The sequence below is a fragment of the Amycolatopsis sp. SID8362 genome (assembly GCF_010550475.1).
Classification (GTDB): Bacteria; Actinomycetota; Actinomycetes; order Mycobacteriales; family Pseudonocardiaceae; genus Amycolatopsis; species Amycolatopsis eburnea.
Genome location: NZ_JAAGNB010001274.1, coordinates 1 through 22,530, shown reverse-complemented (window position 1 = coordinate 22,530; position 22,530 = coordinate 1). Strand labels below are relative to the sequence as shown.

The window sequence follows — 22,530 nt, the reverse complement described above, 5'->3', positions numbered from 1 at the left end:
TTTTCCTTTCTCAGAAACCCTGGGCGAGCCGGTGGTAGGCCTGGTTCCAGCGGATGCGGTCGGCGAAGCCGTGCGGCGTGGTGTCGGAGTCGATCACCAGCAGCTCGACACCGAGCAGGTTCGCGAAGTCGCGAAGGGACTCCGTGCTGACGGCCTGGGTGAGCACGGTGTGGTGCGGGCCGCCGGCGGTGATCCACGACTCCGCGGACGTCGACAGCGACGGCGCCGGCTCCCAGACCGCCCGCGCCACGGGCAGGTTCGGCAGCGGCTCGTCCGGCTCGACGACCTCGATCTCGTTGGCCACCAGGCGGAACCGGTCGCCGAGGTCGACCAGGCCGAGGGTGACGCCGGGGCCGGGTGCCGCGTCGAACACCAGCCGGACCGGGTCCTCGCGGCCGCCGATGCCCAGCGCGTGGATCTCGCACGACGGCTTCGCGGCGGCGATGCTCGGGCAGACTTCGAGCATGTGGGCGCCGAGGATCTTCGGCGTGCCCGGTCCGAAGTGGTAGGTGTAGTCCTCCATGAACGACGTTCCCCGGTCGGACCCGACACCCATCGCCTTGACCGCGGCTAGCAGCGCCGAGGTCTTCCAGTCGCCTTCGCCGCCGAAGCCGTAGCCGTCGGCCATGAGCCGCTGCACGGCCAGGCCGGGCAGCTGGCGCAGACCGCCCAGGTCCTCGAAGTTCGTGGTGAACGCGCCGAACCCGCCGTCGGTGAGGAACTTCCGCAGCCCGGCTTCGATCTTCGCCGCGTACCGCAGCGACTCGTGCCGCGCTCCCCCGGCCGCCAGGTCCGGGACAACGTTGTAATCCTCGGCGTACTGAGCCACCAGGGAGTCCACATCGGACACCTGATCGACGACCTCGACCAGGTCGTTGACGCCGTAGGTGTTGACCGAGACACCGAACCGCAGCTCGGCCTCGACCTTGTCCCCTTCGGTGACTGCGACGTCGCGCATGTTGTCGCCGAACCGGGCCAGCCGCAGGTTGCGCAGGTGGTCGGCGCCGATCGCGGCGCGCGCCCACGCGTCGATCCGCGCGACGACGGCCGGGTCCGACACGTGCCCGGCGACGGTCTTGCGCGGCACGCCGAGGCGCGTCTGGATGAACCCGAACTCGCGGTCGCCGTGGGCGGCCTGGTTGAGGTTCATGAAGTCCATGTCGATGGTCGACCACGGCAGGGCTTCGTTGAGCTGGGTGTGCAGGTGCAGCAGCGGCTTGCGCAGCGCGTCCAGCCCGGTGATCCACATCTTCGCGGGCGAGAAGGTGTGCATCCACGCGATCACGCCGACGCACGCGGCGTCGGAGTTGGCCTCCTGCAGCACACGCCGGATCGACGCGGCTTCGGTCAGCACCGGCTTGCCGACGATCTCGGCGGGGAGCCCGCCGGACGCGGCCAGGAGCTGCTGGATCCGCAGGGACTGGCCGGCGACCTGTTCCAGGGTCTCCTCGCCGTAGAGGGCCTGGCTCCCGGTGAGGAACCAGAGCTGGGGTTTCGACGCGCGGGTCATCGTTCTCCTCGGTATCAGTGCTGGCCGTAGACGTTCTGGTACCGGGCGTAGAGCCGGTCGACGTCTTCGGGCGGCAGGGGTTCGGGCGTGCCCAGCTCGAATGCCTTGTGGACGGTGCGGGCCACGTCCTCGACCATCACGGCGGCCTTGACCGCGTCGCGGGCGGTGCGGCCGACGGTGAACGGGCCGTGGTTGCGCATCAGCACGGCCGGCGACCGGCTCGCGCGAAGCGTTTCGACGATGCCGCGGCCGATGGAGTCGTCGCCGATCAGGGCGAACGGCCCGACCGGGATCTCGCCGCCGAACTCGTCGGCGATCATCGTGAGCACGCACGGGATCGGCTCACCGCGCGCGGCCCACGCCGTGGCGTACGTCGAGTGCGTGTGGACGACGCCGCCGATCTCGGGCATGTGCCGGTAGACGTAGGCGTGGGCGGCCGTGTCCGACGACGGCGCGAGGTCGCCCTCGACGAGCTCGCCGTGCAGGTCGGTGACGACCATGGTGTCCGCGGACAGGTTGTCGTAGGACACCCCCGAGGGCTTGATCACCAGCAGGTCGCGGCCGGGGACCCGGGCCGAGACGTTGCCCGCGGTCCAGATGACCAGCTCGTTGCGGGTCAGTTCGCCGTGCAGCTTCGCCACGGTGTCCCGCAGTTCGGCGACGGTGTCGAGCACTTCACCGGTCAGGGACATCAGGACCGTCCTTTCGCGACTGCGCGGCGGCGGGCGGCCAGGCGGTGCATGACATCGTTGCCGCCCCGGCCGAAGTAGTCGTGCAACGTCGTGTACTCGGCGTACAGCTCGTCGTAGGCGACGACGTGCGCGGGCACCGGCCGGTAGACCGCGCGCTCGACCGAGCCCATCGCGGCGGCGGCCGCGCGGATGTCCGGGTAGGCGCCGGCGGCGACGGCCGCGTGGATGGCCGAGCCGAGCGCGGGTCCCTGCTCGGAGCCGATGACCGACAGCGGGAGGTTGGTGACGTCGGCGTAGATCTGCATGAGCAGCGCGTTCTTCACCAGGCCGCCGGCGATGATCAGCTCGGTGACCGGCACGCCGGCCTCGCCGAACGTCTCGATGATCTTGCGGGTGCCGAACGCCGTGGCCTCCAGCAGCGCGCGGTAGACGTCCTCGGCGCGGGTGGCGAGGGTCTGGCCGACGATGACGCCGGACAGCTCGTGGTCGACGAGCACCGACCGGTTGCCGCTGTGCCAGTCCAACGCGACGAGGCCGTGTTCGCCGATCTCCTGCTGCGCGGCCAGCCGGGTGAGCTGCTCGTGACCGTCCTGGGCGAAGTGCTCGGTGAACCAGCCGAAAATGTCGCCGACGCCGCTCTGCCCGGCTTCGTAGCCCCAGAGGCCGGAGACGATCCCGCCGTCGACGACCCCGCACATGCCGGGGACTTCGCGCAGCTCGGCACCGTTCATCACGTGGCACGTCGAGGTGCCCATGATGGCGACCATCTGGCCGGGTTCGACGGCGTTCGCGGCGGGCGCGGTGACGTGGGCGTCAACGTTGCCAACGGCCACGGCGATGCCCTCGGGCAGGCCGGTCCATTCCGCGGCTTCGGCGGACAGCGACCCCGCGCGGGCACCCAGCTGGCCCAGCGGGTGTTCGAGCTTGTCGGCCACGAAGGACTCGAAGCCGGGCGCCAGTTCGCGGAGGAAGTCGCGGCTCGGGTACTCGCCGTCCTGCAGGATGCCCTTGTACCCGGCGGTGCAGGCGTTGCGGACGTACGTCCCGGTCAGCTGCCAGACGATCCAGTCGGCCGCCTCGACCCAGTACCGCATCGCGGCGTAGACCTCGGGTGCCTCTTCGAACACCTGGAGTCCCTTGGCGAACTCCCACTCCGAGGAGATCAGCCCGCCGTAGCGCGGCAGCCACTTCTCGCCGCGGGTGCGGGCCAGCTCGTTGATCCGGTCCGCCTGTGGCTGGGCCGAGTGGTGCTTCCAGAGCTTGACGTACGCGTGCGGGTCGCCTTCGAACTCGGGCAGCTCGCACAGCGGGGTGCCGTCCGCGGTGGTCGGCACCATGGTGCAGGCGGTGAAGTCGGTGGCGATGCCGATGACGTCGGCCGGGTCCGCCCCGGCCGCGGTGAGCGCGGCCGGGACGGCGGTGCGGAGCACTCCGACGTAGTCCGCGGGCACCTGCAGCGCCCAGTCCGGCGGCAGCGGGCGACCGGTGGCGGGCAGCGTCTCGTCGAGCACCCCGTGCGGGTATTCGAAGACCGCGCTGCCCAGCTCGGCGCCGTCCGCCACGCGCACGACCACGGCGCGGCCCGACAGCGTGCCGAAATCGACGCCGACGGTTAGTGGTTGTCCCACGGTGTCCTCTCTCCTGGTGTTGTTCAGCGGCCGGTGATGACCAGGGTGGTCACGGAGTTGGCGGGCAGGGTCAGCTTCGACGTCGCCGCCAGCCCGGTGATCTCCCTGGTCTGCGGCACGATGGCGGCCGGTGCCGCGAGGCTGTTGCGGCCCGCCGGGTCGCCGGTGAGCGTGGTGAGCGTCCCGGTGCCGTCGACCGCGGTGACGCCGGTGAGCGCCAGCCGCGCCGTCTGCACCTGGCCGGTCGGGTTGACGAGCTTGACCGTGAACGTCTTCCGGCCGTTCTTGGTGGTCACGTTGACCACCTGCCGCAGCGGGCTGCCCTGGTTGAGGCGGCTGGTCACGATCTGCTTGCCCAGCGTGCTGGAGAACATCTGCTGCACCCAGTACGACGGCGAGGCGTAGCTCGTCCCGGCGTCGAAGCCGATCAGGTTGACCGGCCAGTTCGACTGGTTCTCCTGCACCAGCACCGGCGCGTACATCGAGCCGATCACGACGTCGCTGTTGCGTTCGAGCCCGGTGAGGAACGCGGCTTCGCCGATCGCGGCGGCCAGGGTGCCGGTGGGCCGGCCGTCCTGGGCGCCGTACTCGCCGACGAGGATGTCCGGGCCGGAGCGGTCCGCGGTGTCGTAGCGGGTCGAGTTGTCGGTGAACCACTGCGGGGACTGGTAGTAGTGGTCGTCCGCGGCGTCCGGGCGCACCCCGGTCGAGGTGCTCGACGCGGACCCGCCCTGCAGGCCGCCGGTCGTCGCGATGACCGTCAGCTGCGGGTACTTCGCCTTGATGGCGTTGTACATGTCGGTGAACCGCCAGGCGTAGCTGCCCGAGCCGTCGAACCAGTCCTCGTTGCCGACCTCGACGTAGTGCAGGTCGAACGGCGCCGGGTGCCCGTCGGCGACCCGCTTCGCGCCCCACGTCGTGGTGGCGTCGCCGATGGCGTACTCGATCTCGTCGAGGGCTTCCTGGACGTACTGCGGGTAGTCGGCCTGGTCGACGTGCTGGCCGTTGAGCGTGTAGCCGGCGAACAGGGCCAGCAGCGGCTGGGCGCCGATGTCCTCGGAGAGCTTGAGGTAGTCGAGGATGCCGAAGCCGTCGGTGGACCAGTAGCCCCACGCGGTGTTCTGGTGGCCGGGCCGCTCCTCCGGCTTGCCGATGGTGTTCTTCCAGGCGAACCGGGTGTCGAGGGTGTTGCCCTCGAGGTAGTTGCCACCGGGGACGCGGAACAGGCCGAGCTTCATGGCCGCGAGCTTCTGCCCGAGGTCGAGGCGGACGCCGTGGTTCTTGAAGGTGGGCGGGAACAGCGACACCTGCTGGAACCAGGCGTCGCCGGTCAGCGCCGTCTTCCCCTTGTTGACCAGGGAGACCACGATCCGGTTGTCGGTCGACGCGGTGATCGTCGACGGCGTGGTGAAACTGAACGTCTGCTGCGCCCACGCGGCGCCGACCGGCTGGACGTCCTTGCTCGCCAGGACCGTGCCGTCGGGCTTCTCCAGGCTGACGCGGACCGCGCCGGTCCACGTGCCCTTGCCGAAGAAGCTGCCCGTGTACTTGGTGGACGGTTTCGCGGCGACGCCGTAGTAGCCGACGTTGGCCGCGGCGACGCGACCACCGGCCGGGACCGCATCGGCGTGCAGCTTGAGCGAGCGGTCGAGGGCGGTGTTGAGCGGGGTGGCGGTGTCGATGGCGTAGGTGCCGGTCGCACCTGGCGAGGTGACGAGCGACCAGTACGGGACCGGGGTGTCGCCCGCGCCGCTGCCGCGCTGGTAGGCCTCCTTGAAGGTGCGGTTGCGGACGAGTTCCGCGTAGAGCCCGCCTTCGACGGAGTGGCTGATGTCTTCGAGGATCGAGCCGTACGTGGTCGGGCGGGTGTTGGCGCGGACGACGTTGGCGTCGACCGCGAGCTGGTTGGCGCCCGCGAGGGTGCCGATCTGGGCCGCGGTGAGCGGGAAGCGGCGCAGTTCGAGTTCGTCGACGGCGCCGGTGAACCCGGATCCGACGGTCAGCGGCGCGGCGGCGGTGCCCGAGGCCGGGCAGGCGGAGACGTCGAGCGTGGTGCCCGTCGGGGTGCCGCAGGTGCTGGTGACCGCGGCCGCGTCGCCGTCGGCATAGACGGTCAGGCGTTGCGAGGCCCGGTCGAGGACGAGGGCGGCGTGGTGCCAGTTGCCGTCGGCGAGGCCGCCGCCGGTGGTGGTCACCTGGATCGTGCCGACCCGGGCGGTCAGCTTGCCGCCGGTGACGCCGAGAGCGTAGCCGTCGCCGTGGTCGACGAGGGTGCCGTCCGCGGTGGTGCGGAACCAGGCGGCCAGGGAGAGCGAGCCGGTGCCGGTGTCGAACGCGGGCGAGGTGCCCATGTCCACAGTGGACTTTCCGTCGAGCTGGACAGCTTTGCCCGCCGCGCCTGCGGTCCACGTCGCCCCGCGAAGGGTGCCGTCGGCCGCGTTGGCGCTCGAGTCACGTGCGACCGTGCCGGCGCCTTCGTCGAAGTGCCACGATCCGCTCGCGGCCAGCGAGGCGACGGCGGAGGCGGCCAGCGGGGTCGGGTACGCGCGGACGTCGTCCACTCCCCCGGCGAACCAGTCGGCCGGAGCGCCCGCCCACTTGCCCCGCCCGATCACGAGGTGCCCGGAGGCGGTCCACGGCGTGGTGAACGGGACGCTCTGCTGCAGGGTTCCGTTGACGTACAGGGAAAGCGTGCCCGCCGCGCGGTTGTAGACACCGACGACGTGCTGCCACTGGTCGGCCTGCGCGGGCAGCGTGGACACCGCCGACGACGACGCCGTGTCGCCGTCGCCCGCGCGGCGGGTGAAGGCGAACCGGCCGTCGGCCGCGCGCTGGAGGTAGAAGCCGCTGATCGCCGAGCCGTCGACGCTCACGGCGGTGCGGAAGCCGGTGGCCGCGGTCGGCTTGACCCACGCGGACACCGAGAAGCTCTGCGCGGTGTCGACGACCGGCGCCGGGGCGTCGATCGCGGCATCGGTGCCGTTGAGCACCGCGCCGTGCGGGCCGACGACGCCGTCACCCCAGGTCGCGCCGCCGGTGAGGGTGGCGGTGCGCGCGTCGAGGGAGTCGTCGGCCGCGGTGGTGCCGGTGCCTTCGTCGAGGGTCCAGTGCCCGGCGATGGCCAGGCGGGCGGCGTCGGCCGGGGTCAGCGCGCCCGCGTAGGCGCGGACGTCGTCGATCGAGCCGTCGACGTAGTCCACCGGGTTGCCGCCGTACTTGCCGCGGCCGATCACCAGGTGGCCGGTGCCGGCCCAGCCCGCGGGCGCGGCGACGGTGGTCTGGCGGGTGCCGTCGACGTACAGCGACAGCGTTGACGCGGCGGCGTCGAACACGCCGGTCAGCTGGTACCACTGGCCGGCGACCGGGTCGAAGTTCGCGCCGGCGACGACGCCGTCGGCCGGGGCGTCCCCGGCCAGGCGGGTGAAGGCGAAGCGGCGCGAGTCGTCGCGGAACTGCAGGAAGAAGTTGCTGACCTGGGTGCCGTCGACGCTGACGAACGTCTGGAAGCCCGACGTCTTGTCGAGCTTGACCCAGCTGCTCACCGAGAAGCTCTTGGTGGTGTCCAGCACGGGTGCGCCGGCGTCGGCGAAGCCGCTGGTGCCGTCGGTGGTCAAGGCACCACCGCGGATTCCGGGGCCCCAGCCGGCGCCGGCGTTGAGCGTCGCGGGGTGGTCGCCCGCGGTGTCGGCGGCGGTGCTCCCGCTGCCGTCGTCGAACGTCCAGTGCCCGACCAGCCCCGGTTCGGGGCCGGCCGCGGCGGTGGTCACGGGCAGGGCCGAGAACAGGGTGAGGGCCGCGAGCACGGCCAGGGGACGGCGGATTCTGGGGAGCATGACTCTCCTTCAGCGGGTCCGTCGGGTGACGAGGCGTTGGAGGACGATGAAGACGAAGAGGAGGGCTCCGGTGATGATCGAGGTCCACCAGGAGTTGAGGGTGCCGTCGAAGGTGATCAGCGTCTGGATGATGCCCAGCACCATGATCCCGAGCACGGTGCCCAGCACGTAGCCGGAACCGCCGGTGAGGATGGTGCCGCCGATGACGACCGCGGCGATCGCGGTCAGCTCGAGGCCGACGCCGTTGAGCGGGTCGCCGGAAGACTTGTACAGCACGAGGAGCAGCCCGCCGAGCGCCGAGCAGAACCCGCTGATCGTGTAGACGGCGATCTTCGTGCGGCCGGTCTTGAGGCCCATCAGCATCGCGGACTGCGCGTTGCCGCCGATCGAGTAGACCGTGCGCCCGAACCGGGTGAAGGCCAGGACGTACACCGCCGCGAGGACGACGACCAGCGCGACGACCACGCTGATCGAGATGTGCAGTTCCCCGCCCAGCGGGATCTGCGTCTGGGCGAGGGTGGCGATCGTCGGGTTGTCGATCGAGTACGCCTCGGTGCTGATCGTGTAGCAGAGCCCGCGGGCGAAGAACATCCCGATCAGCGTGGCGATGAACGGCTGGATCTCGAAGAAGTGGATGAGCGCGCCCATCCCGGCGCCGAGCAGGGCGCCGATCACCAGCACCACGGCGATCGCCGCGTACGCGGACCAGCCGTGCTTCTGCATCAGGTCGCCGGAGACCACTGTGGACAGTGCGACGACCGAGCCGACCGACAGGTCGATGCCGCCGGTGAGGATCACGAACGTCATCCCGACCGCGACCACGAGCAGGAAGGCGTTGTTGATGAACAGGTCGAGCACGACCTGCCCGGACCCGAAGGCGTCGTAGCTGGCCGCGCCGAAGATGTAGGCGCCGATGAGCAGCGCCATCGTGGCGAGGATCGGGAGGTGCCGCTGCTGCGGCCGGTAACCCTTGATGCGGGTGAGCGTGGTCACGCCGTGACCTCCACCTTCTCCGGAGCGGACGCGGGAGCCGGCGCGGCCGGGCGGGCCTTGCGGCGGCGGAGCTTGCGGCGGAACGCGGGCGACTGCAGCAGGCACACCGCGAGCACGACCACGGCCTTGAACAGCATGATCGCCTTGGGCGGGATCCCGAGGGCGTACACGGTGGTGGTCAGCGTCTGGATGAGCAGCGCACCGAGCACCGAGCCGGCGAGGGAGAACCGGCCGCCGGTCAGCTGCGTGCCGCCGATGACGACCGCGAGGATCGCATCGAGCTCGATGAACAGCCCGGCGTTGTTGGCGTCGGCGCTGTGCACGTTCGCGCTGATCATCAGCCCGGCGATGCCCGCGCACAGCGCGCAGAAGACGTAGACGAGCCAGGTCAGCCGGGCCGACCGAAGCCCCGCCAGCCGGCTGGCTTCGGGGTTCCCGCCGACGGCTTCGACGAGCAGCCCGAGGGCCGAGCGGCGGACCAGCAGCGACGCGAGCACGAACAGGGCCAGCGCGATGAGGATCGCGCTGGGCAGGGTGAACACGAACCCGCTGCCGATCCATTCGTACGGGGCGGAGTTGATCGTGATGATCTGCCCGCCGGAGATCAGCTGCGCGATCCCGCGGCCGGCGACCATCAGGATGAGCGTCGCGATGATCGGCTGGATGCCCAGCTGGGCGACGAGCCAGCCGTTCCACACCCCGAGCACCAGCGACAGCCCGAGCGCGAGCCCGACCGCGACGAGCGTGGCACCGACGCCGTCGGGGTGGTCGGCGATCCACAGGCACGCGAGCGAGCCGCTGATCGCGACGACCGCGCCGACCGAGAGGTCGATGCCGCGGGTGGCGATGACGAGCGTCATGCCGATCGCGATGAGGATCAGCGGGGCGCCGTTCTTCAGGATGTCGACGAGGTTCCCGTAGAGGTGACCGTCGCGCAGTTCGATCGAGAAGAACGCGGGGCTCGCGATCAGGTCGCCCAGCAGCAGCGCGAGCAGCGCCACCACGGGCCAGAACAACCGGTGCTTGGTCATGAGACGGCTCCCTCGGCCATCGTGGCCATCACGTCGTCCGCGGTGAGTCCCTGGTTTTCGCGCTGGGCCACGACTTTCCGGTCGCGCAGCACGACGACCCGGTGGCTCAGCCGCAGCACCTCGTCGAGTTCGGCGGAGATGAACAGCACGGCCATCCCCTCGGCGGACAGCTGGGTGACCAGCCGCTGGATCTCCGTCTTCGCGCCGATGTCGATGCCGCGGGTCGGCTCGTCGAGGATCAGCAGGCGCGGTTCGGTGATGAGCCAGCGGGCCAGGAGCACCTTCTGCTGGTTCCCGCCGGACAGGTTGCCCACCAGCGCTTCCGGGTTGGCGGGCCGGATGTCCAGCGCCTTGATGTACTTGTCGGCGATCTCGTCCTGACGGCGCCGGGACAGCGGCCGCGCCCAGCCGCGTGAGGCCTGGAGCGCGAGGACGATGTTCTCCCGGACGGTCAGTTCTTCGACAAGGCCTTCGGTCTTGCGGTTTTCCGAGCAGAACGCGATCCGGTGGTCGAGCCCGGCGCGCGGGGTGCGCAGGTTCGCCGGGTCGCCGTCGATCCGCACGGAACCGCTGTCGGCGTGGTCGGCGCCGAAGAGCAGCCGGGCCAGCTCGGTGCGGCCCGAGCCCAGGAGCCCGGCGAGGCCGACGACCTCGCCGGCGTGGACGTCGAGGCTGAACGGCTCGACGCCGCCCTTGCGCCCCAGGTCCGCGGCGGACAGGAGCACCGGCGCGTCCGCGACCTCGGCCCGGGTCGGCCCGGAGTCCTCCAAGTCCTCGAGGACCTGCAGTTCCTTGCCGATCATCTTGGTGACCAGCTCGACCGGTGTGATGTCCGCGGTGCGGTACTCGCCGATCAGCTTTCCGTTGCGCAGCACGGTCATCCGGTCCGCGACGGCGAAGACCTGGTCGATGAAGTGGGAGACGAACAGGATCGCCAGGCCCTGCTCGCGCAGGGACCGGACGACCTTCAGCAGCTGCTCGACCTCGCCGGCGTCCAAACTGGACGTCGGCTCGTCGAGGACGAGCACCCGCGCGTCGACGTCGAGCGCGCGGGCGATCGCGACCAGCTGCTGCACCGCGATGGAGCAGGTGCTCAGCTCGGCCGAGACGTCCACGTGGACGTCCAGCCGGGCGAGGAGCTCCTCGGCCCGCCGCCGCATCGGGCCCCACTGGATGCGGCCGAAGCGGCGGGGTTCCCGGCCGAGGCAGACGTTCTCCGCCACGGACAGGTTCGGGCAGAGGTTGACCTCCTGGTAGACCGTGCTGATGCCGGCCTGCTGGGCCTCGCCGGGGCCGCCGAAGGACACGGCGGTCCCGGCGAGGGTGATCGTGCCCGCGTCCACGCCGTACACCCCGGTCAGCACCTTGATCAGGGTGGACTTGCCGGCGCCGTTCTCCCCCATCAGCGCGTGGACTTCGCCGGGGAACAGGCGGAAGCCGACGCCGTCGAGGGCGAGGACGCCGGGGAACTCCTTGCGGATCCCGGTCATGGTCAGGATTTCGGTGGACACGGGGACCTCTCAGTACTGCCGCTGCGGCAGGGCGGCCTTCGCCGACGCCTGGTCGAACTCGGTTTCCTGGGTCTCGATGCGGGCGGGCACCTGCTCGCCGGCGGCGACCTTCTTCACCAGGTCCATCAGCTGCGGGCCGAGGAGCGGGTTGCACTCGACGACGTGGTTGATCTTGCCGTCGGCCAATGCGGTCAGCGCGTCCTTGACGCCGTCGACCGAGACGATCTTGATGTCCTTGCCCGGGACCTTGCCCGCGGCTTCGATCGCCTCGATGGCGCCGAGCGCCATGTCGTCGTTGTGCGCGTAGAGGACGTCGATCTTGGGCTGGGACTTCAGGAAGGCCTCCATGACCTCCTTGCCCTTGGCGCGGGTGAACTCACCGGTCTGCGAGGCGACGATCTTGTACTTCGGGTCCGCCGCGATGACGTCCGCGAAGCCCTTCTTGCGGTCGTTGGCCGGGGCGGACCCGGTGGTGCCCTGCAGTTCGACGATGTTGACCTGGCCGGTGGCGCTGCCGAACTCCTTGGTCAGCCACTCCCCCGCCTTCTTGCCCTCGGCGATGAAGTCGGAGCCGAGGAAGGTCTTGTAGAGCGACTTGTCCGGCGAGTCGATCGCGCGGTCGGTGAGGATGACCGGGATGTTGGCCGTCTTGGCTTCCTTGAGCACGGTGTCCCAGCCGGACTCCACCACCGGCGAGAAGGCGATGACCTTGACCTTCTGCTGGATGTAGGAGCGGATGGCGGAGATCTGGTTCTCCTGCTTCTGCTGCGCGTCGGAGAACTTCAGCTCGATGCCCGCGGTCTTGGCCGATTCCTGGATCGACTTCGTGTTCGCCGTCCGCCAGCCGCTTTCGGCTCCCACCTGGGCGAAGCCGAGCGTGACCGCCCCACCGGAGCCACCGGAGGAGCCACCGCTCCCGCAGGCGGTGAGCAGCACGAGTCCGGCCGCCGCGGCCGCCGCGGCGGCCCATCGCTTCTTCAGCACGTTCACTCCTCGATCGACGGTGATCAAATCTGTTAGCGTTAACATTCAGAGGGGTTCTTCTCGGGCCGGGCGCGTTCGCCGTGCTAACGCGGCCCGGTGCTTTCGCGGACGATCAGCTCGGGCACGACCAGGGCGCGCGCGTGCCGGTCGCCCCCGTCCATCCGCTGGGTGAGCAGGCCGAACGTGCGCCTGCCGACTTCGATGAAGTCCTGGCGCACCGTCGTGAGCGGCGGCGTGAAGTACGCCGCCTCGGGCACGTCGTCGAAGCCCGCGACGCGCACGTCGCGCGGCACCGAAACGCCCGCTTCGGCGAACGCGCGCAGCAAGCCGAGCGCCATCTGGTCGTTGCCGGCGAAAACGGCGTCCAGCTTCGGTTCCTTGGCGAGGGATCGCCCCGCCTCGTAGCCCGACCGCGAGCTCCAGTCGCCGCGGATCACCCGCGGGGCCGGAACCCCGTGGCGTTCCAGGGTTTCGCGCCAGCCGAGCTCGCGGTCGCGGGCCTCCAGCCAGTCCTCCGGCCCGGCGACGTGCCAGACCGTGCGGTGGCCGAGGGCGAGCAGGTGCTCGGTGGCGCGGCGGGCGCCGTCGCGCTGGTCGACGGAGATGACCGGCACGGGCGCGGTCTCCCCGCCGCCGACGGCGACGACCGGGAAGTCCGCGGGCGCGGCTTCCAGCGCACGGCCCGCACTGACGTGCGGGGCGATGACGATGATGCCCTCGACCGCCTGGCGGCGCAGGTTCTCCACCGCGTCGGCGATCGACGACCGGCCCGGCCGGCTGACGCTGGAGATCGTGATCGCGTACCCGGCTTCGCGGGCGGCGTTCTCGATGCCGTACAGCGTGCTGGCCGGACCGTACAGATTGGACTCGAGCGCGACGACCCCGAGCGTCCCGGTCCGCCCGGTGACCAGCGCGCGGGCCGCGGAATTGGGCCGGTAGCCCAGTTCCTCGATCGCCGCGAGCACCCGGGCCCGCGTCTCCGGGCGCACCGGGCCGGTCCCGTTGATCACCCGGGACACGGTCATGTGCGAGACACCGGCCACGCCGGCGACGTCGGTCAGGCTCGGCTGCCGCGTACCGGCCGCGGTCACCCGCACGGGGCCGCCGGAGCGGGGTCGTTCAGCCACCGGCGTCCCCTTTCCGTCCGCGCCGACTGGGTGTGCGTCACCTGTTCCGGTGACGGCGAGGAGTAGTGTTAGCGATAACACCCTCGCGGTCAACCCTGGGTCGCGTAACGGTGTGGTCACGTGCGCCGGACTCCCCGCCGCCGCGGGATCCGGGCCCCGGCCTGCGGAAAGCCCGGTTTGTGATTCACCAGGTGCGCGGTGACCACGGTGTTCAGGCGCATGTTCGCGCCCCGATCAGAGCGCGACGGTCGCCGCCACGGGCAGGTGGTCGCTCCCTGTCGCGGGCAGCGTCCAGGCCGCGACCGGCCGCACCCCGCCGACGAAGATCTGGTCGATCCGCGCCAGCGGCAGCGACGCGGGCCAGCTGAACCCGAACCCGTCCCCGGCCTCGTCCTGGGCGGCTTTCAGGCGAGCGGTGATCGGGGCGAGCGCCCGATCGTCGGTGGTCCCGTTGAAATCCCCGACGAGCACGATCTTTTCCGCGGAATCCGCAGCGACATCGGCGGCGAGCCGTTCGACGGCGGCGTCCCGGCCGTTGGCGGTGAACCCCGAGTCGAGCCGCACCCGCACCGACGGCAAGTGCGCGACGAAAAGGGCGACGGGCCCCTTCGGAGTGTCCACAGTGGTCCGAAGCGCCCGCGTCCACGGCATGATCTCGACCGGCCGCGTGTCCCGGAGCGGGAAGGTGCTCCAGACCCCGACGGTGCCTTGCACGCTGTGGTGCGGATACCGGGCGGCGAGCGCCTCTTCGTACTTCGGGACCTCGGACCGCTTCAGCTCCTCGAGCGCGATCACGTGCGCGTTCGAGGCGGCGAGGGCCTGCGCGGTGCCGGCGGGATCGGGGTTTTCGTCGTTGACGTTGTGGGAGACGACGGTGAAGTCGCCGCCGGTGCCGCGGTGGTCGAAGAGCTTGGCGCCGAAGGCGGTGCTCCAGACCAGGGTCGGGAGGAGGAGCGCGACGAGAGCCAGCGCCGAGCGCCGCAGGAAGGCGGCGGTGAGCAGGAGGAGGACGAGGGCGCCGGTCCACGGGAGGAAGGTTTCGAGGAGGCTGCCCGCGTTGCCGGGCCAGTTGGGGATGAGGGGGTGGGCGAGGAGGAGCAGGGCGGTGAGGATGGCGAGGGCGGCGATGATGCGGCCGCGACGCCAGGTTCCGGACCGGCGTCGGGAGGTGGGTGCGGACGGCGGTCGCCCGCCGCTCCACCCCAGCGGCTGGGTCACCGCCGAACTCTGGTCGCCCGGTTGCACCGTTGCCGTCATCGGGTGGCCGCCGTCGGCAGCTCGTGCTGGATCGCCGCGATCAGGCGGCGGCTGTTCTCCAGCGCCGCCCGCAGGCCCGACGAGGGACTTCCGCCCGGGCTCTGGTGGAGCACCACACCCAGGATCAGCGCACCGCCCGGCGCCTGCGCCGCCCACATCAGCGCGCCGCCCGCCGCCGTGGACGAGCCCGTTTTCAGGCCGATCACGCCGTCCTGGCCGAGGAGGGTGTTCGTGTTGACCACCGTGCCCGGGACGCCGTCGACGCGCAGGCTCGGCGTCGCCACGATCGCGCGCAGCACCGGGATCTTCATCGCCTCGCGCGCCAGCCGCAGCTGGTCGGCGGCGGTGCTCGTGGTGGAGTCCTCGACGCCGCTAGCGCCGGTGTACGTCGTGCTCGTCATGCCGAGGGCCGCGGCCTCGCGGTTCATCTTCGCGACGAACGCCTCCTGGCTGCCCGCGTCCCAGCGGGCCAGCAGCCGGGCGACGTTGTTGCCGGACGGCACCAGCATCAGGGCCAGCAGGTCCCGCTCGCTGATCCGGCGCCCCGCGCGGACCGGCGCCGTCGACTCCTCCGCCGACGTCGATTCGGCTTCGGCCTGCTCGTCGACGGTGATCTGCGGGCCCGCCTCGCCCGCGTCGAGCGGGTGGTCCTTCAGCACCACGTAGGCGGTCATCACCTTGGTGACGCTCGCGATTGGCACCGGCTCCTGCTCGCCGCGCGTGCCGAGCGAACCCAGCCCCAGCACCTCGGCGCTGGCCTGCCCTTCCGACGGCCACGGCAGCGCGAGGTCGATCGCGGGCCGCGCGGCGCTCGCCCGGCCGGCGAGTTCCGGCGGGAACAGCACCCAGCAGGTCACGGCGACGACGACGGCCGCCGCCGCGGCGATCCCGCCGGCGACGGGTGGGATGCGGGTACGGGCCATGGTCTCCTCCGGGTGCCGGGGCACGCTCGTCCGAGCGCACTCCGGTCACTCTGTCCGGGGAAGATCGCCGGCCCGTCGGGGTTGTTCGACAGGTCTGAACCAGGACTGTCACAGCTCTGTACCAAGGCAAAGCCAGGCGGCACGGCCGATCCGCCCATCCGCGACGACATGAATGAGTCATTCACCTCACCAGACGACATGAATGACCCATTCACGACATCCCCGCGGCGCCGGGCAGACCAGACGGCCGGGCGACTCTGCCGCCGGTCACCCGCTCGCTGGCGCGACTTTGCCGGGACCCTGGGCGCGGACGTAGTGAATGACTCATTCATGTCGCCGGGCGCCATGAATGAGTCACTCACTACGTCTCGGGTCAGGGGCTCGGCAAAGTCGAATCGTCCCGCATCCGCGGGCCGCCGCCAGCCTGACTTTGCCGACGCCCTGACATCCGGCGACCTGAACGACTCGTTCATGGCATCCGCGCCCGGCCCGGGAAGAGACGCGGGACCGGTCCGCTCCCCGCCGCGCACGGGGAGCGAGCCGGTCCCGCCGATCGGGGGCCGCTCAGCTCACGTGGACGTAGTCGACCACCAGCTGCTGCGGGAACTGCGTGCTGCCGTCCGGGTCACCCGGCCAGTAGCCGCCGACCGCGAGGTTGAGGATTACGAAGAACGGGTGGTTGAACGCCCACGTGTTGCCGCCGACGTCGGCCGGCGTGCGGGTCTGGTAGGCGTTGCCGTCGACCGACCAGACGATGCGGTCGGTCGACCAGTCCACGGCGTAGGTGTGGAAGTCGTCGGAGAAGTTCGGGCCGTTGTAGGCCGCTCCGATGCCGCCCGAGCCCGAGTAGCCGGGGCCGTGGATGGTGCCGTGCACGGTGGTGGGCTCGAACCCGACGTTCTCCATGACGTCGATCTCGCCGCAGTTCGGCCAGCCGGCGCTGCCGATGTCGGTGCCCAGCATCCAGAACGCGGGCCACATGCCCTGCCCGCGCGGCAGTTTCATCCGGGCCTCGACGTGCCCGGACGACGTGGAGAACTTGCCGGAGGTGTTCAGCCGCGCCGAGGTGTACTCGCACGCGCCGTACCAGCAGTTGTTGCCGCTGTTCTCCTTCTTCGCGGTGATCACGAGGTGGCCCTGGCCGTCGAGGGCCGCGTTGGCGGTCCCGTCGGTGTACCACTGCCGCTCGTGGTTGTTGACGTTGTCGCCGGTCTCGTGCACCCACTTCGAGCCGTCGACGCCGCTGCCCGCGGGGCCGTCGAAGTCGTCGGTGAAGCTGTCGAGAACCGAAGCGGCCTGGCTCGGCGGGGCGGCCACCACGGCGCCGAGCGCGAGCAGGGCGGCGGGGACGGCCAGCAACCGGGCCGTCCGGCGCCACCGGGTGGGGATCCTGGTCGACGTCATTGTCGCCTCTTCTTCTTCCGCGGGCGACGGCTGGCGGCTCACCGGCGCCCTATTTGTTGTGGATCACAACAAAGTATGGAGGGCCAGGTGGCGAAGAACAAGGCTAACCGGTCGGACATTTTCCGACGAGTACCCGATGGTCCGGACCACCGGGTACTTTCGGGCAACCGCGCCGGTCAGCGCTGGATGCAGTCGAGGCCGATGCCCAGCGGCGTCGCCAGGTACTGGCAGATGTGCGTGGCGTGGGCCTCGTCGGTTTCCGTGCAGGCGACCGGAACGCCGAGCAGGTCGACCGAGCAGTAGGCGTAGAACTGGTTCGCGCTGCCCGGCACCGGGTCGGCCGATGCCGGGGCCGCCGCGGCGACGACCACGGAACCGGCGAGCGCACCGGCCGCCGCCAGGGAAGCGATTCGGGTCTTCATCGTGCTCTCCTCCCGTCAGGGGTTCGTGCTGACCGGGATTCCCCGCCCGGTTCCCGTTCAGCTCCTGGTCACCGGAAAGTGTCACGCGAGCGGACCGCGAACCGAACAGCCGATGAACACCGGAGTGCAGGATTACGTCCGAACGTCGGTGTTTTCGAACACCTTCGATCACCTACCCTGGGCGCGCTGCCCCGCCGAGGTCCCCCTGGAGGCTCCCGTGATGGCCGACCCGCACGAGCTCACCCGACGCAGTTTCCTCGGCGGGGTCGCCGCCGCCGGCGCGCTCGGCGCCCTGCCACCCGGCATGGCCGAGGCGCTCGCCGAACCCCGCGCCACCGGCAGCCTTTCCGACGTCGAACACGTCGTGGTCCTCATGCAGGAGAACCGTTCGTTCGACCACTACTACGGCACGATGCGGGGCGTCCGGGGCTACGGCGACCGGTCGGCGATCGTCCAGCCGAACGGCCAGGACGTCTTCCACCAGCCCGATTCCGGGCGCAGCGACGGCAGGTACCTCCTGCCGTTCCGGGTGGACACGGCCAAAGTGGACGGTCAGGACCTCGGCGACCTCGGCCACGGCTGGACCGACCAGCACCAGGCGATCGCCGGCGGCGCGAACAACGCGTGGGTCCCCGCCAAGGGCGAGCTGACCATGGGCTACTTCGGCCAGGGCGACATCCCGTTCCACCGGGCGCTCGCGGACGCGTTCACGGTGTGCGACCACTACTTCTGCTCGGTGCAGGGCCCGACCACGCCCAACCGGCTCTACCTGTTCACCGGCACCATCGACGCCGCCGGGCAGGCGGGCGGCCCGGCGAACTACAACCCCGCCGACTACAAGCCGGTCTTCCGCTGGACGACCTACCCGGAACGCCTGCAGCAGCACGGCGTTTCGTGGAAAGTGTACGCCAACAAGGAAGTCGGGGACGCGAGCGGCTCCTTCGTCGGCGACTACGGCGACAACCCGCTGTGGCTCTTCCAGTCCTACCACCAGGACTACACCAGCGAACTGTCCAAACGGGCCAGCGTGTTCAAGACCTGGGGCCCGGATTCGGGGCAGGGCAAGGACGTCGACCACGTCCTCGCCGAGTTCAAAGCCGACTGCGCGAGCGGCTCGCTGCCGAAGGTGTCCTGGATCGTCGCCCCCTACGGCTACTGCGAGCACCCCGAAGCGCGGCCGGTCGACGGCGCCGCGTACACCCAGACCGTGCTGAACGCCTTGTGGGCCAACCCGAAGCTGTGGGAGTCCACTGTGGTCTTCATCAACTACGACGAGAACGACGGCTTCTTCGACCACGTCGCCCCGCCGATCGCGCCGTCCGGCACCGCGGGTGAGTACATCAGCGGGCAGCCGATCGGCCTCGGGGCGCGCGTGCCGATGACCGTGATCTCGCCGTGGAGCCGCGGCGGCTGGGTCAGTTCCGAAGTCACCGACCACACTTCGGTACTCCGGTTCTTGGAGCGCTGGACCGGCGTCGCCGAGCCGAACATCAGCGCGTGGCGCCGCGCACTCTGCGGCGACCTCATGACGTGCTTCGACTTCGGCACCCCGAACACGCAGATCCCGCTCCTGCCGGACACCGCAGCGCTGCGCAAGCAAGCCGACGACACGCAGACGAAGCTGCCGAAGCCCGCCCCGCCCGCCACCGGCGCGCAGCAGGTCCCGGTCCAGGAGACGGGGACCCGGCCCGCCCGCGCGCTCCCCTACCGGCCGCTGGTCACGACGTCGCTGAGCGCCGACCGCAAGATCCTCACCACGACGTTCGCCAACCAGGGCACCGCGGCCGTGCAGCTGATGGCCTACCGCAACGACGGGCAGACCGGCGGCCCGTGGCCCTACGACGTCGCACCCGGGGCGCAGGTCAGCGACACCTGGCGGATCCAGCTCTACGGCGGCGGCAAGTACGGCGTGGCGGTGCACGGGCCCAACCGGTTCCGCTGGGTGCTGGCCGGGGACGCGAACAGCGCCGGCGCGGGCGTCGACGTCCTCGGCGGCTACACCACGGAAAACAAGCTGCGGCTGACCATGCGCAACGGCGGCACGACGACCGTCAAGCTCACGATCACCGCCAACCACTACCGCACCGACGGGCCGTGGGCCTACACCCTCGCCGCCGGGCAGACGGTGACCGACGACTGGAACCCCGTCGCCTACGGGTCCGGCTGGTACGACCTGTCGGCCACGCTCGACGCCGACCCGAAGTTCCTGCGCCGGTTCAGCGGGCACCTCGAAACCGGCGCGCCGAGCATCACCGGCTAGCCGTTCACATCCATGACCGACGTTCAGCCCATTGACGGGCTCCGCCGGGGTCGCCTATAAAGGGAACGTCCGGGTGTACGCCGCAACACCTCCGCTGTCCCCTTTTCCCGGAGGCCACTGGTGTCCCCACGTAGTGCCGTTTTCCTCGGTACCGCAACCGTTTCCGCCGCCGCGCTCGCCCTCGCCCTGACCGGCGGGGTCACCGCGGCGGCGGCCGCGGCGAACCTCTCCGCCACCTTCGCGCGGTCCTCGGTCTGGACCGGCGGCTACGGCGGCGGCTACACGATCGCGAACCGCGGCGACGCGCCCGCCACCGGCTGGACGGTCGAGTTCGACCTGCCGGCCGGCTCGGCGGTGACCGGCTCGTGGAGTTCGGTGAAAACGCAGACCGGGCAGCACTACAAGTTCACGAACGCCGGGTTCAACGGCACGGTCGCCGCCGGCGCCGGCGTGAGCTTCGGCTTCAACGTCTCCGGCGCCGGCGTCCCCACCGGCTGCACGGTCAACGGCGTCGCGTGCGCGGGCGGCGGCCAGGCCACCACCACCCCGACGACGCCCACCACCCCGCCGCCGGCCACGACCACCACTCCCCCGCCCAGCGGCGACACCGTGAACGTCTCGACGGCCGCCCAGTTGCAGGCCGCGCTGGCGAACGCGGCGCCGGGACAGGCGATCAAGCTGGCGGCCGGCACCTACCGCGGCTCCTTCATCACGACGAAACCCGGCACCGCGGCGAAGCCGATCACCCTTTCGGGGCCCGCGAACGCCGTCCTGATCAACGACGGCCCGTCCGGTGACGCGCCCGACTGCCCGGCGCCCACCGCCGGCTGGGATCCGGGCTACGGCCTGTGGTTGTCGGGCGCGCCGTACTGGAACCTCACCGGCTTCACGGTCCAGGAGTCCAAAAAGGGCATCGTCGTCGACGACTCGCCGCACACCACCATCGACGGCGTGACCGTGCACCACATCGACGAAGAGGCGGTCCACTTCCGCCGTTCGTCGGCCGACAGCGTGCTGAAGAACTCCACGATCACCTACACCGGTCTCGTGCAGCCCGGCTACGGCGAGGGCGTCTACCTCGGCTCGGCCAACTCGAACTGGGACTGCCACGGCAACTCCGGCGGCGTCGACCGCGGCGACCGGATCCAGGTGCTGGACAACCACATCGGCCCGTTCATCGCGGCCGAGCCGATCGACGTCAAGGAAGGCACCTTCAACGGGGTCATCCGCGGCAACACCTTCGACGGGCGCGGGATCAGCGGCGAGAACTCGGCCGACTCCTGGATCGACGTCAAGGGCATCGGCTATACGATCGAGAACAACACGGGCACGTTCGCAACGCCCGGCACGTTCGCCAACGGCTACGAGAACCACAACACCAGCACGAGCCCGTCGTTCGACAACGGCTGCGGGAACGTCTGGCGGAACAACAAGTCCGACCTCGGCGGGGTCGGCGCCTACGCGATCAAGATCAGCTCGGTGTCGAAGTGCGCGGCGAACCCGAACGTGGTCTACGCGTCGAACACCGTGACGAACGCCAAGTCGGGCTTGACGAACATCCCGGTCACTCCGTAGCGGTCCCCCTAAAGGTGCATGGCCAGCCAGAGTGCCACCCACGCGGCGGCGGCGATCACCACGCCCGCCGCCGCCGCGAGGAGCACCCGGTGCAGGCCGCGGGCGGGTTTCGCCGGTGTCTCGATGTGGTCCATGGAGTCGATCATGAACCACGCGGGCCGATCACGACACCCCGCGCGCTCGACCGGGCGACCCCTGCGCGGGGTACCCCGGGTGGGAACGGGGGTCAGGGCACGATGGAGTCGACGTACCCGCCGTCGACCCGCACGGCGGCCCCGGTCGTGGCCGAGGCGAACGGGGAACTCAGGTACACCACCAGGTGCGCGATCTCCTCGGGCTCGATCAGCCGCTGCAGCAACGACTGCGGCCGGTACTGCTTCATGAACTCGCGCTGCGCCTCGTCCCACGGGACGTCCTTGCCCACCAGCTGGTACACGAAGTCCTCGACGCCGCCGGTGTGCGTCGGCCCGGCGATCACCGCGTTGACCGTGACGCCGGTGCCCGCCGCGTGCTTGGCGAACCCGCGGGAGACGCCGAGCAACGCCGTCTTCGACACTCCATAGTGGATCATCTCGGCCGGGATCACGATCGCGGAATCGCTGGCGATGTACTGGATCCGGCCCCAGCCGCGTTCGGTCATCCCGGGCAGGTAGGCGCGGGTGAGCCGCACCGCGGCCAGGACGTTGACCTCGAAGTAGTGGCGCCAGTCGGCGTCGGTGATGTCCAGTGGTTCCTGCGCGCCGAAGATGCCGAGGTTGTTGACGAGGATGTCGGCGTCCGGCACCTCCTCGACGACCTGCGCGGCGCCCGCCTCTTCCGAGACGTCGCCCGGCGCCGGGAGGAACTCCGCGTCCGGCAGGTCTTCGCGCAGCCGCGCGATGGCCTTCTGCACGCCGGTTTCGCTCCGGCCGTTGATCGCGACGCGGGCGCCCGCGGCCGCGAGACCCGCCGCGATCGCCGAGCCGATGCCCTGGGTGGACCCGGTGACCAGTGCCGTCTTCCCGCTCAGGTCCACCCGCATCGTTCCCGCCCTCTCTCGCCTCGACGTCCTGTTCCCGGGCCGATTCAAGCACAGCCGCCCGCCGCGCACCGGCTGGAAAACCGGTTGCCCGGCCGAGGTGGCCGCTACACCATCTGCGCATGACTTCCTGCCGCACGCCGCTCCCGCCGACCGCCGCGACCACCGCGCCGGTCCGGCAGCAGCGCCGTCCCCGGAGGCCGATCCCGCCCGCGTTGTGACCGCCGCGCTGCTCGCGGGCCTGGTGGCCGGCTACGGCATCGCGATCCCGGTCGGTGCCGTCGGCACCTACCTGGTCGCGCTCACCGCGCGCACCTCGCTCAAAACCGGCATCGCCGCCGCCCTCGGCGTCGCCACGGCCG

The 22,530-nt window shown here is 70.8% G+C and carries 16 protein-coding genes and 2 pseudogenes; 3 read left to right on the top strand and 15 right to left on the bottom strand.

Features of this window, described 5'->3' with window-relative positions; all coding sequences use genetic code 11:
* Window positions 1–10: 10 nt before the first annotated feature.
* From araA to G3I65_RS39425, 13 genes and pseudogenes are all read right to left on the bottom strand, one after another.
* Complete coding sequence (gene araA / locus G3I65_RS39485; RefSeq protein ID WP_160700607.1) at window positions 11–1,510, bottom strand: L-arabinose isomerase; 1,500 nt, start codon at window positions 1,508–1,510, stop codon at window positions 11–13.
* A gap of 14 nt (window positions 1,511–1,524) precedes the next feature.
* Window positions 1,525–2,202 (bottom strand): L-ribulose-5-phosphate 4-epimerase, encoded by a 678-nt coding sequence (locus tag G3I65_RS39480; RefSeq protein ID WP_125315440.1) that lies wholly within the window; start codon window positions 2,200–2,202, stop codon window positions 1,525–1,527.
* Window positions 2,202–3,830 carry a ribulokinase gene (gene araB, locus G3I65_RS39475; protein WP_160700606.1) on the bottom strand — a complete coding sequence of 543 codons (1,629 nt, stop codon included), beginning with the start codon at window positions 3,828–3,830 and terminating at the stop codon, window positions 2,202–2,204. Before araB ends, G3I65_RS39480 begins: the two co-directional genes overlap by 1 nt.
* Window positions 3,831–3,853: 23 nt before the next feature.
* The gene (locus G3I65_RS39470; protein ID WP_160700605.1) at window positions 3,854–7,663 is read right to left on the bottom strand and encodes a LamG-like jellyroll fold domain-containing protein; all 3,810 of its coding nucleotides are present in this window, start codon (window positions 7,661–7,663) and stop codon (window positions 3,854–3,856) included.
* A 9-nt stretch (window positions 7,664–7,672) separates the two neighbouring features.
* Window positions 7,673–8,656, bottom strand: coding sequence for a galactofuranose ABC transporter, permease protein YjfF (gene yjfF, locus G3I65_RS39465; protein WP_160700604.1), 984 nt, complete (start codon window positions 8,654–8,656; stop codon window positions 7,673–7,675).
* The gene (locus tag G3I65_RS39460) at window positions 8,653–9,687 is read right to left on the bottom strand and encodes an ABC transporter permease (RefSeq protein ID WP_160700603.1); all 1,035 of its coding nucleotides are present in this window, start codon (window positions 9,685–9,687) and stop codon (window positions 8,653–8,655) included. The genes yjfF and G3I65_RS39460 overlap by 4 nt, the downstream gene beginning before the upstream one ends.
* Complete coding sequence (locus G3I65_RS39455; RefSeq protein ID WP_160700622.1) at window positions 9,684–11,177, bottom strand: sugar ABC transporter ATP-binding protein; 1,494 nt, start codon at window positions 11,175–11,177, stop codon at window positions 9,684–9,686. The genes G3I65_RS39460 and G3I65_RS39455 overlap by 4 nt, the downstream gene beginning before the upstream one ends.
* A 30-nt stretch (window positions 11,178–11,207) precedes the next feature.
* A complete protein-coding gene (locus G3I65_RS39450; RefSeq protein WP_166641140.1) occupies window positions 11,208–12,227 on the bottom strand; it encodes an ABC transporter substrate-binding protein in 1,020 nt (339 codons plus the stop codon).
* Window positions 12,228–12,265: 38 nt separating this feature from the next.
* Complete coding sequence (locus tag G3I65_RS39445; RefSeq protein WP_125315434.1) at window positions 12,266–13,309, bottom strand: LacI family DNA-binding transcriptional regulator; 1,044 nt, start codon at window positions 13,307–13,309, stop codon at window positions 12,266–12,268.
* 234 nt (window positions 13,310–13,543) lie between these two features.
* Window positions 13,544–14,527 carry an endonuclease/exonuclease/phosphatase family protein gene (locus tag G3I65_RS39440; protein WP_309235937.1) on the bottom strand — a complete coding sequence of 328 codons (984 nt, stop codon included), beginning with the start codon at window positions 14,525–14,527 and terminating at the stop codon, window positions 13,544–13,546.
* Window positions 14,528–14,562: 35 nt separating this feature from the next.
* Window positions 14,563–15,489 (bottom strand): D-alanyl-D-alanine carboxypeptidase family protein, encoded by a 927-nt coding sequence (locus tag G3I65_RS39435; RefSeq protein WP_160700600.1) that lies wholly within the window; start codon window positions 15,487–15,489, stop codon window positions 14,563–14,565.
* Window positions 15,490–16,056: 567 nt separating this feature from the next.
* Window positions 16,057–16,893: pseudogene (locus tag G3I65_RS39430) on the bottom strand (family 16 glycosylhydrolase); the annotation flags it as partial.
* A gap of 176 nt (window positions 16,894–17,069) precedes the next feature.
* Window positions 17,070–17,315, bottom strand: a complete 246-nt coding sequence (locus tag G3I65_RS39425; protein WP_160700598.1) for a hypothetical protein — start codon at window positions 17,313–17,315, stop codon at window positions 17,070–17,072.
* A gap of 220 nt (window positions 17,316–17,535) precedes the next feature.
* Between G3I65_RS39425 and G3I65_RS39420 the strand changes: the two genes are divergently transcribed.
* Complete coding sequence (locus G3I65_RS39420) at window positions 17,536–19,575, top strand: phosphocholine-specific phospholipase C (RefSeq protein ID WP_160700597.1); 2,040 nt, start codon at window positions 17,536–17,538, stop codon at window positions 19,573–19,575.
* 120 nt (window positions 19,576–19,695) lie between these two features.
* Entirely contained in the window at window positions 19,696–21,150 is a 1,455-nt protein-coding gene (locus tag G3I65_RS39415) for a cellulose binding domain-containing protein (RefSeq protein ID WP_309235936.1), read from the top strand.
* A gap of 8 nt (window positions 21,151–21,158) precedes the next feature.
* On the opposite strand, the gene G3I65_RS58445 is transcribed toward G3I65_RS39415, so the two are convergent.
* Together G3I65_RS58445 and G3I65_RS39410 are read right to left on the bottom strand one after the other, a co-directional pair.
* Entirely contained in the window at window positions 21,159–21,284 is a 126-nt protein-coding gene (locus tag G3I65_RS58445; RefSeq protein WP_255482007.1) for a hypothetical protein, read from the bottom strand.
* 92 nt (window positions 21,285–21,376) lie between these two features.
* Window positions 21,377–22,171, bottom strand: a complete 795-nt coding sequence (locus G3I65_RS39410) for an SDR family NAD(P)-dependent oxidoreductase (RefSeq protein WP_160700596.1) — start codon at window positions 22,169–22,171, stop codon at window positions 21,377–21,379.
* 214 nt (window positions 22,172–22,385) lie between these two features.
* On the opposite strand from G3I65_RS39410, the pseudogene G3I65_RS57795 reads away from it, so the two are divergent.
* A pseudogene (locus G3I65_RS57795) lies at window positions 22,386–22,530 on the top strand (lysine transporter LysE); the annotation flags it as partial.

Coding starts and splice junctions, on each gene's coding strand:
- araA (WP_160700607.1), bottom strand. CDS start 1,510: ATGACCCGCGCGTCGAAACCCCAGCTCTGGTTCCTCACCGGGAGCCAG.
- G3I65_RS39480 (WP_125315440.1), bottom strand. CDS start 2,202: ATGTCCCTGACCGGTGAAGTGCTCGACACCGTCGCCGAACTGCGGGAC.
- G3I65_RS39470 (WP_160700605.1), bottom strand. CDS start 7,663: ATGCTCCCCAGAATCCGCCGTCCCCTGGCCGTGCTCGCGGCCCTCACC.
- G3I65_RS39460 (WP_160700603.1), bottom strand. CDS start 9,687: ATGACCAAGCACCGGTTGTTCTGGCCCGTGGTGGCGCTGCTCGCGCTG.
- G3I65_RS39455 (WP_160700622.1), bottom strand. CDS start 11,177: ATGACCGGGATCCGCAAGGAGTTCCCCGGCGTCCTCGCCCTCGACGGC.
- G3I65_RS39450 (WP_166641140.1), bottom strand. CDS start 12,227: ATGTTAACGCTAACAGATTTGATCACCGTCGATCGAGGAGTGAACGTG.
- G3I65_RS39435 (WP_160700600.1), bottom strand. CDS start 15,489: ATGGCCCGTACCCGCATCCCACCCGTCGCCGGCGGGATCGCCGCGGCG.
- G3I65_RS39425 (WP_160700598.1), bottom strand. CDS start 17,315: ATGAAGACCCGAATCGCTTCCCTGGCGGCGGCCGGTGCGCTCGCCGGT.
- G3I65_RS39420 (WP_160700597.1), top strand. CDS start 17,536: ATGGCCGACCCGCACGAGCTCACCCGACGCAGTTTCCTCGGCGGGGTC.
- G3I65_RS58445 (WP_255482007.1), bottom strand. CDS start 21,284: ATGGACCACATCGAGACACCGGCGAAACCCGCCCGCGGCCTGCACCGG.
- G3I65_RS39410 (WP_160700596.1), bottom strand. CDS start 22,171: ATGCGGGTGGACCTGAGCGGGAAGACGGCACTGGTCACCGGGTCCACC.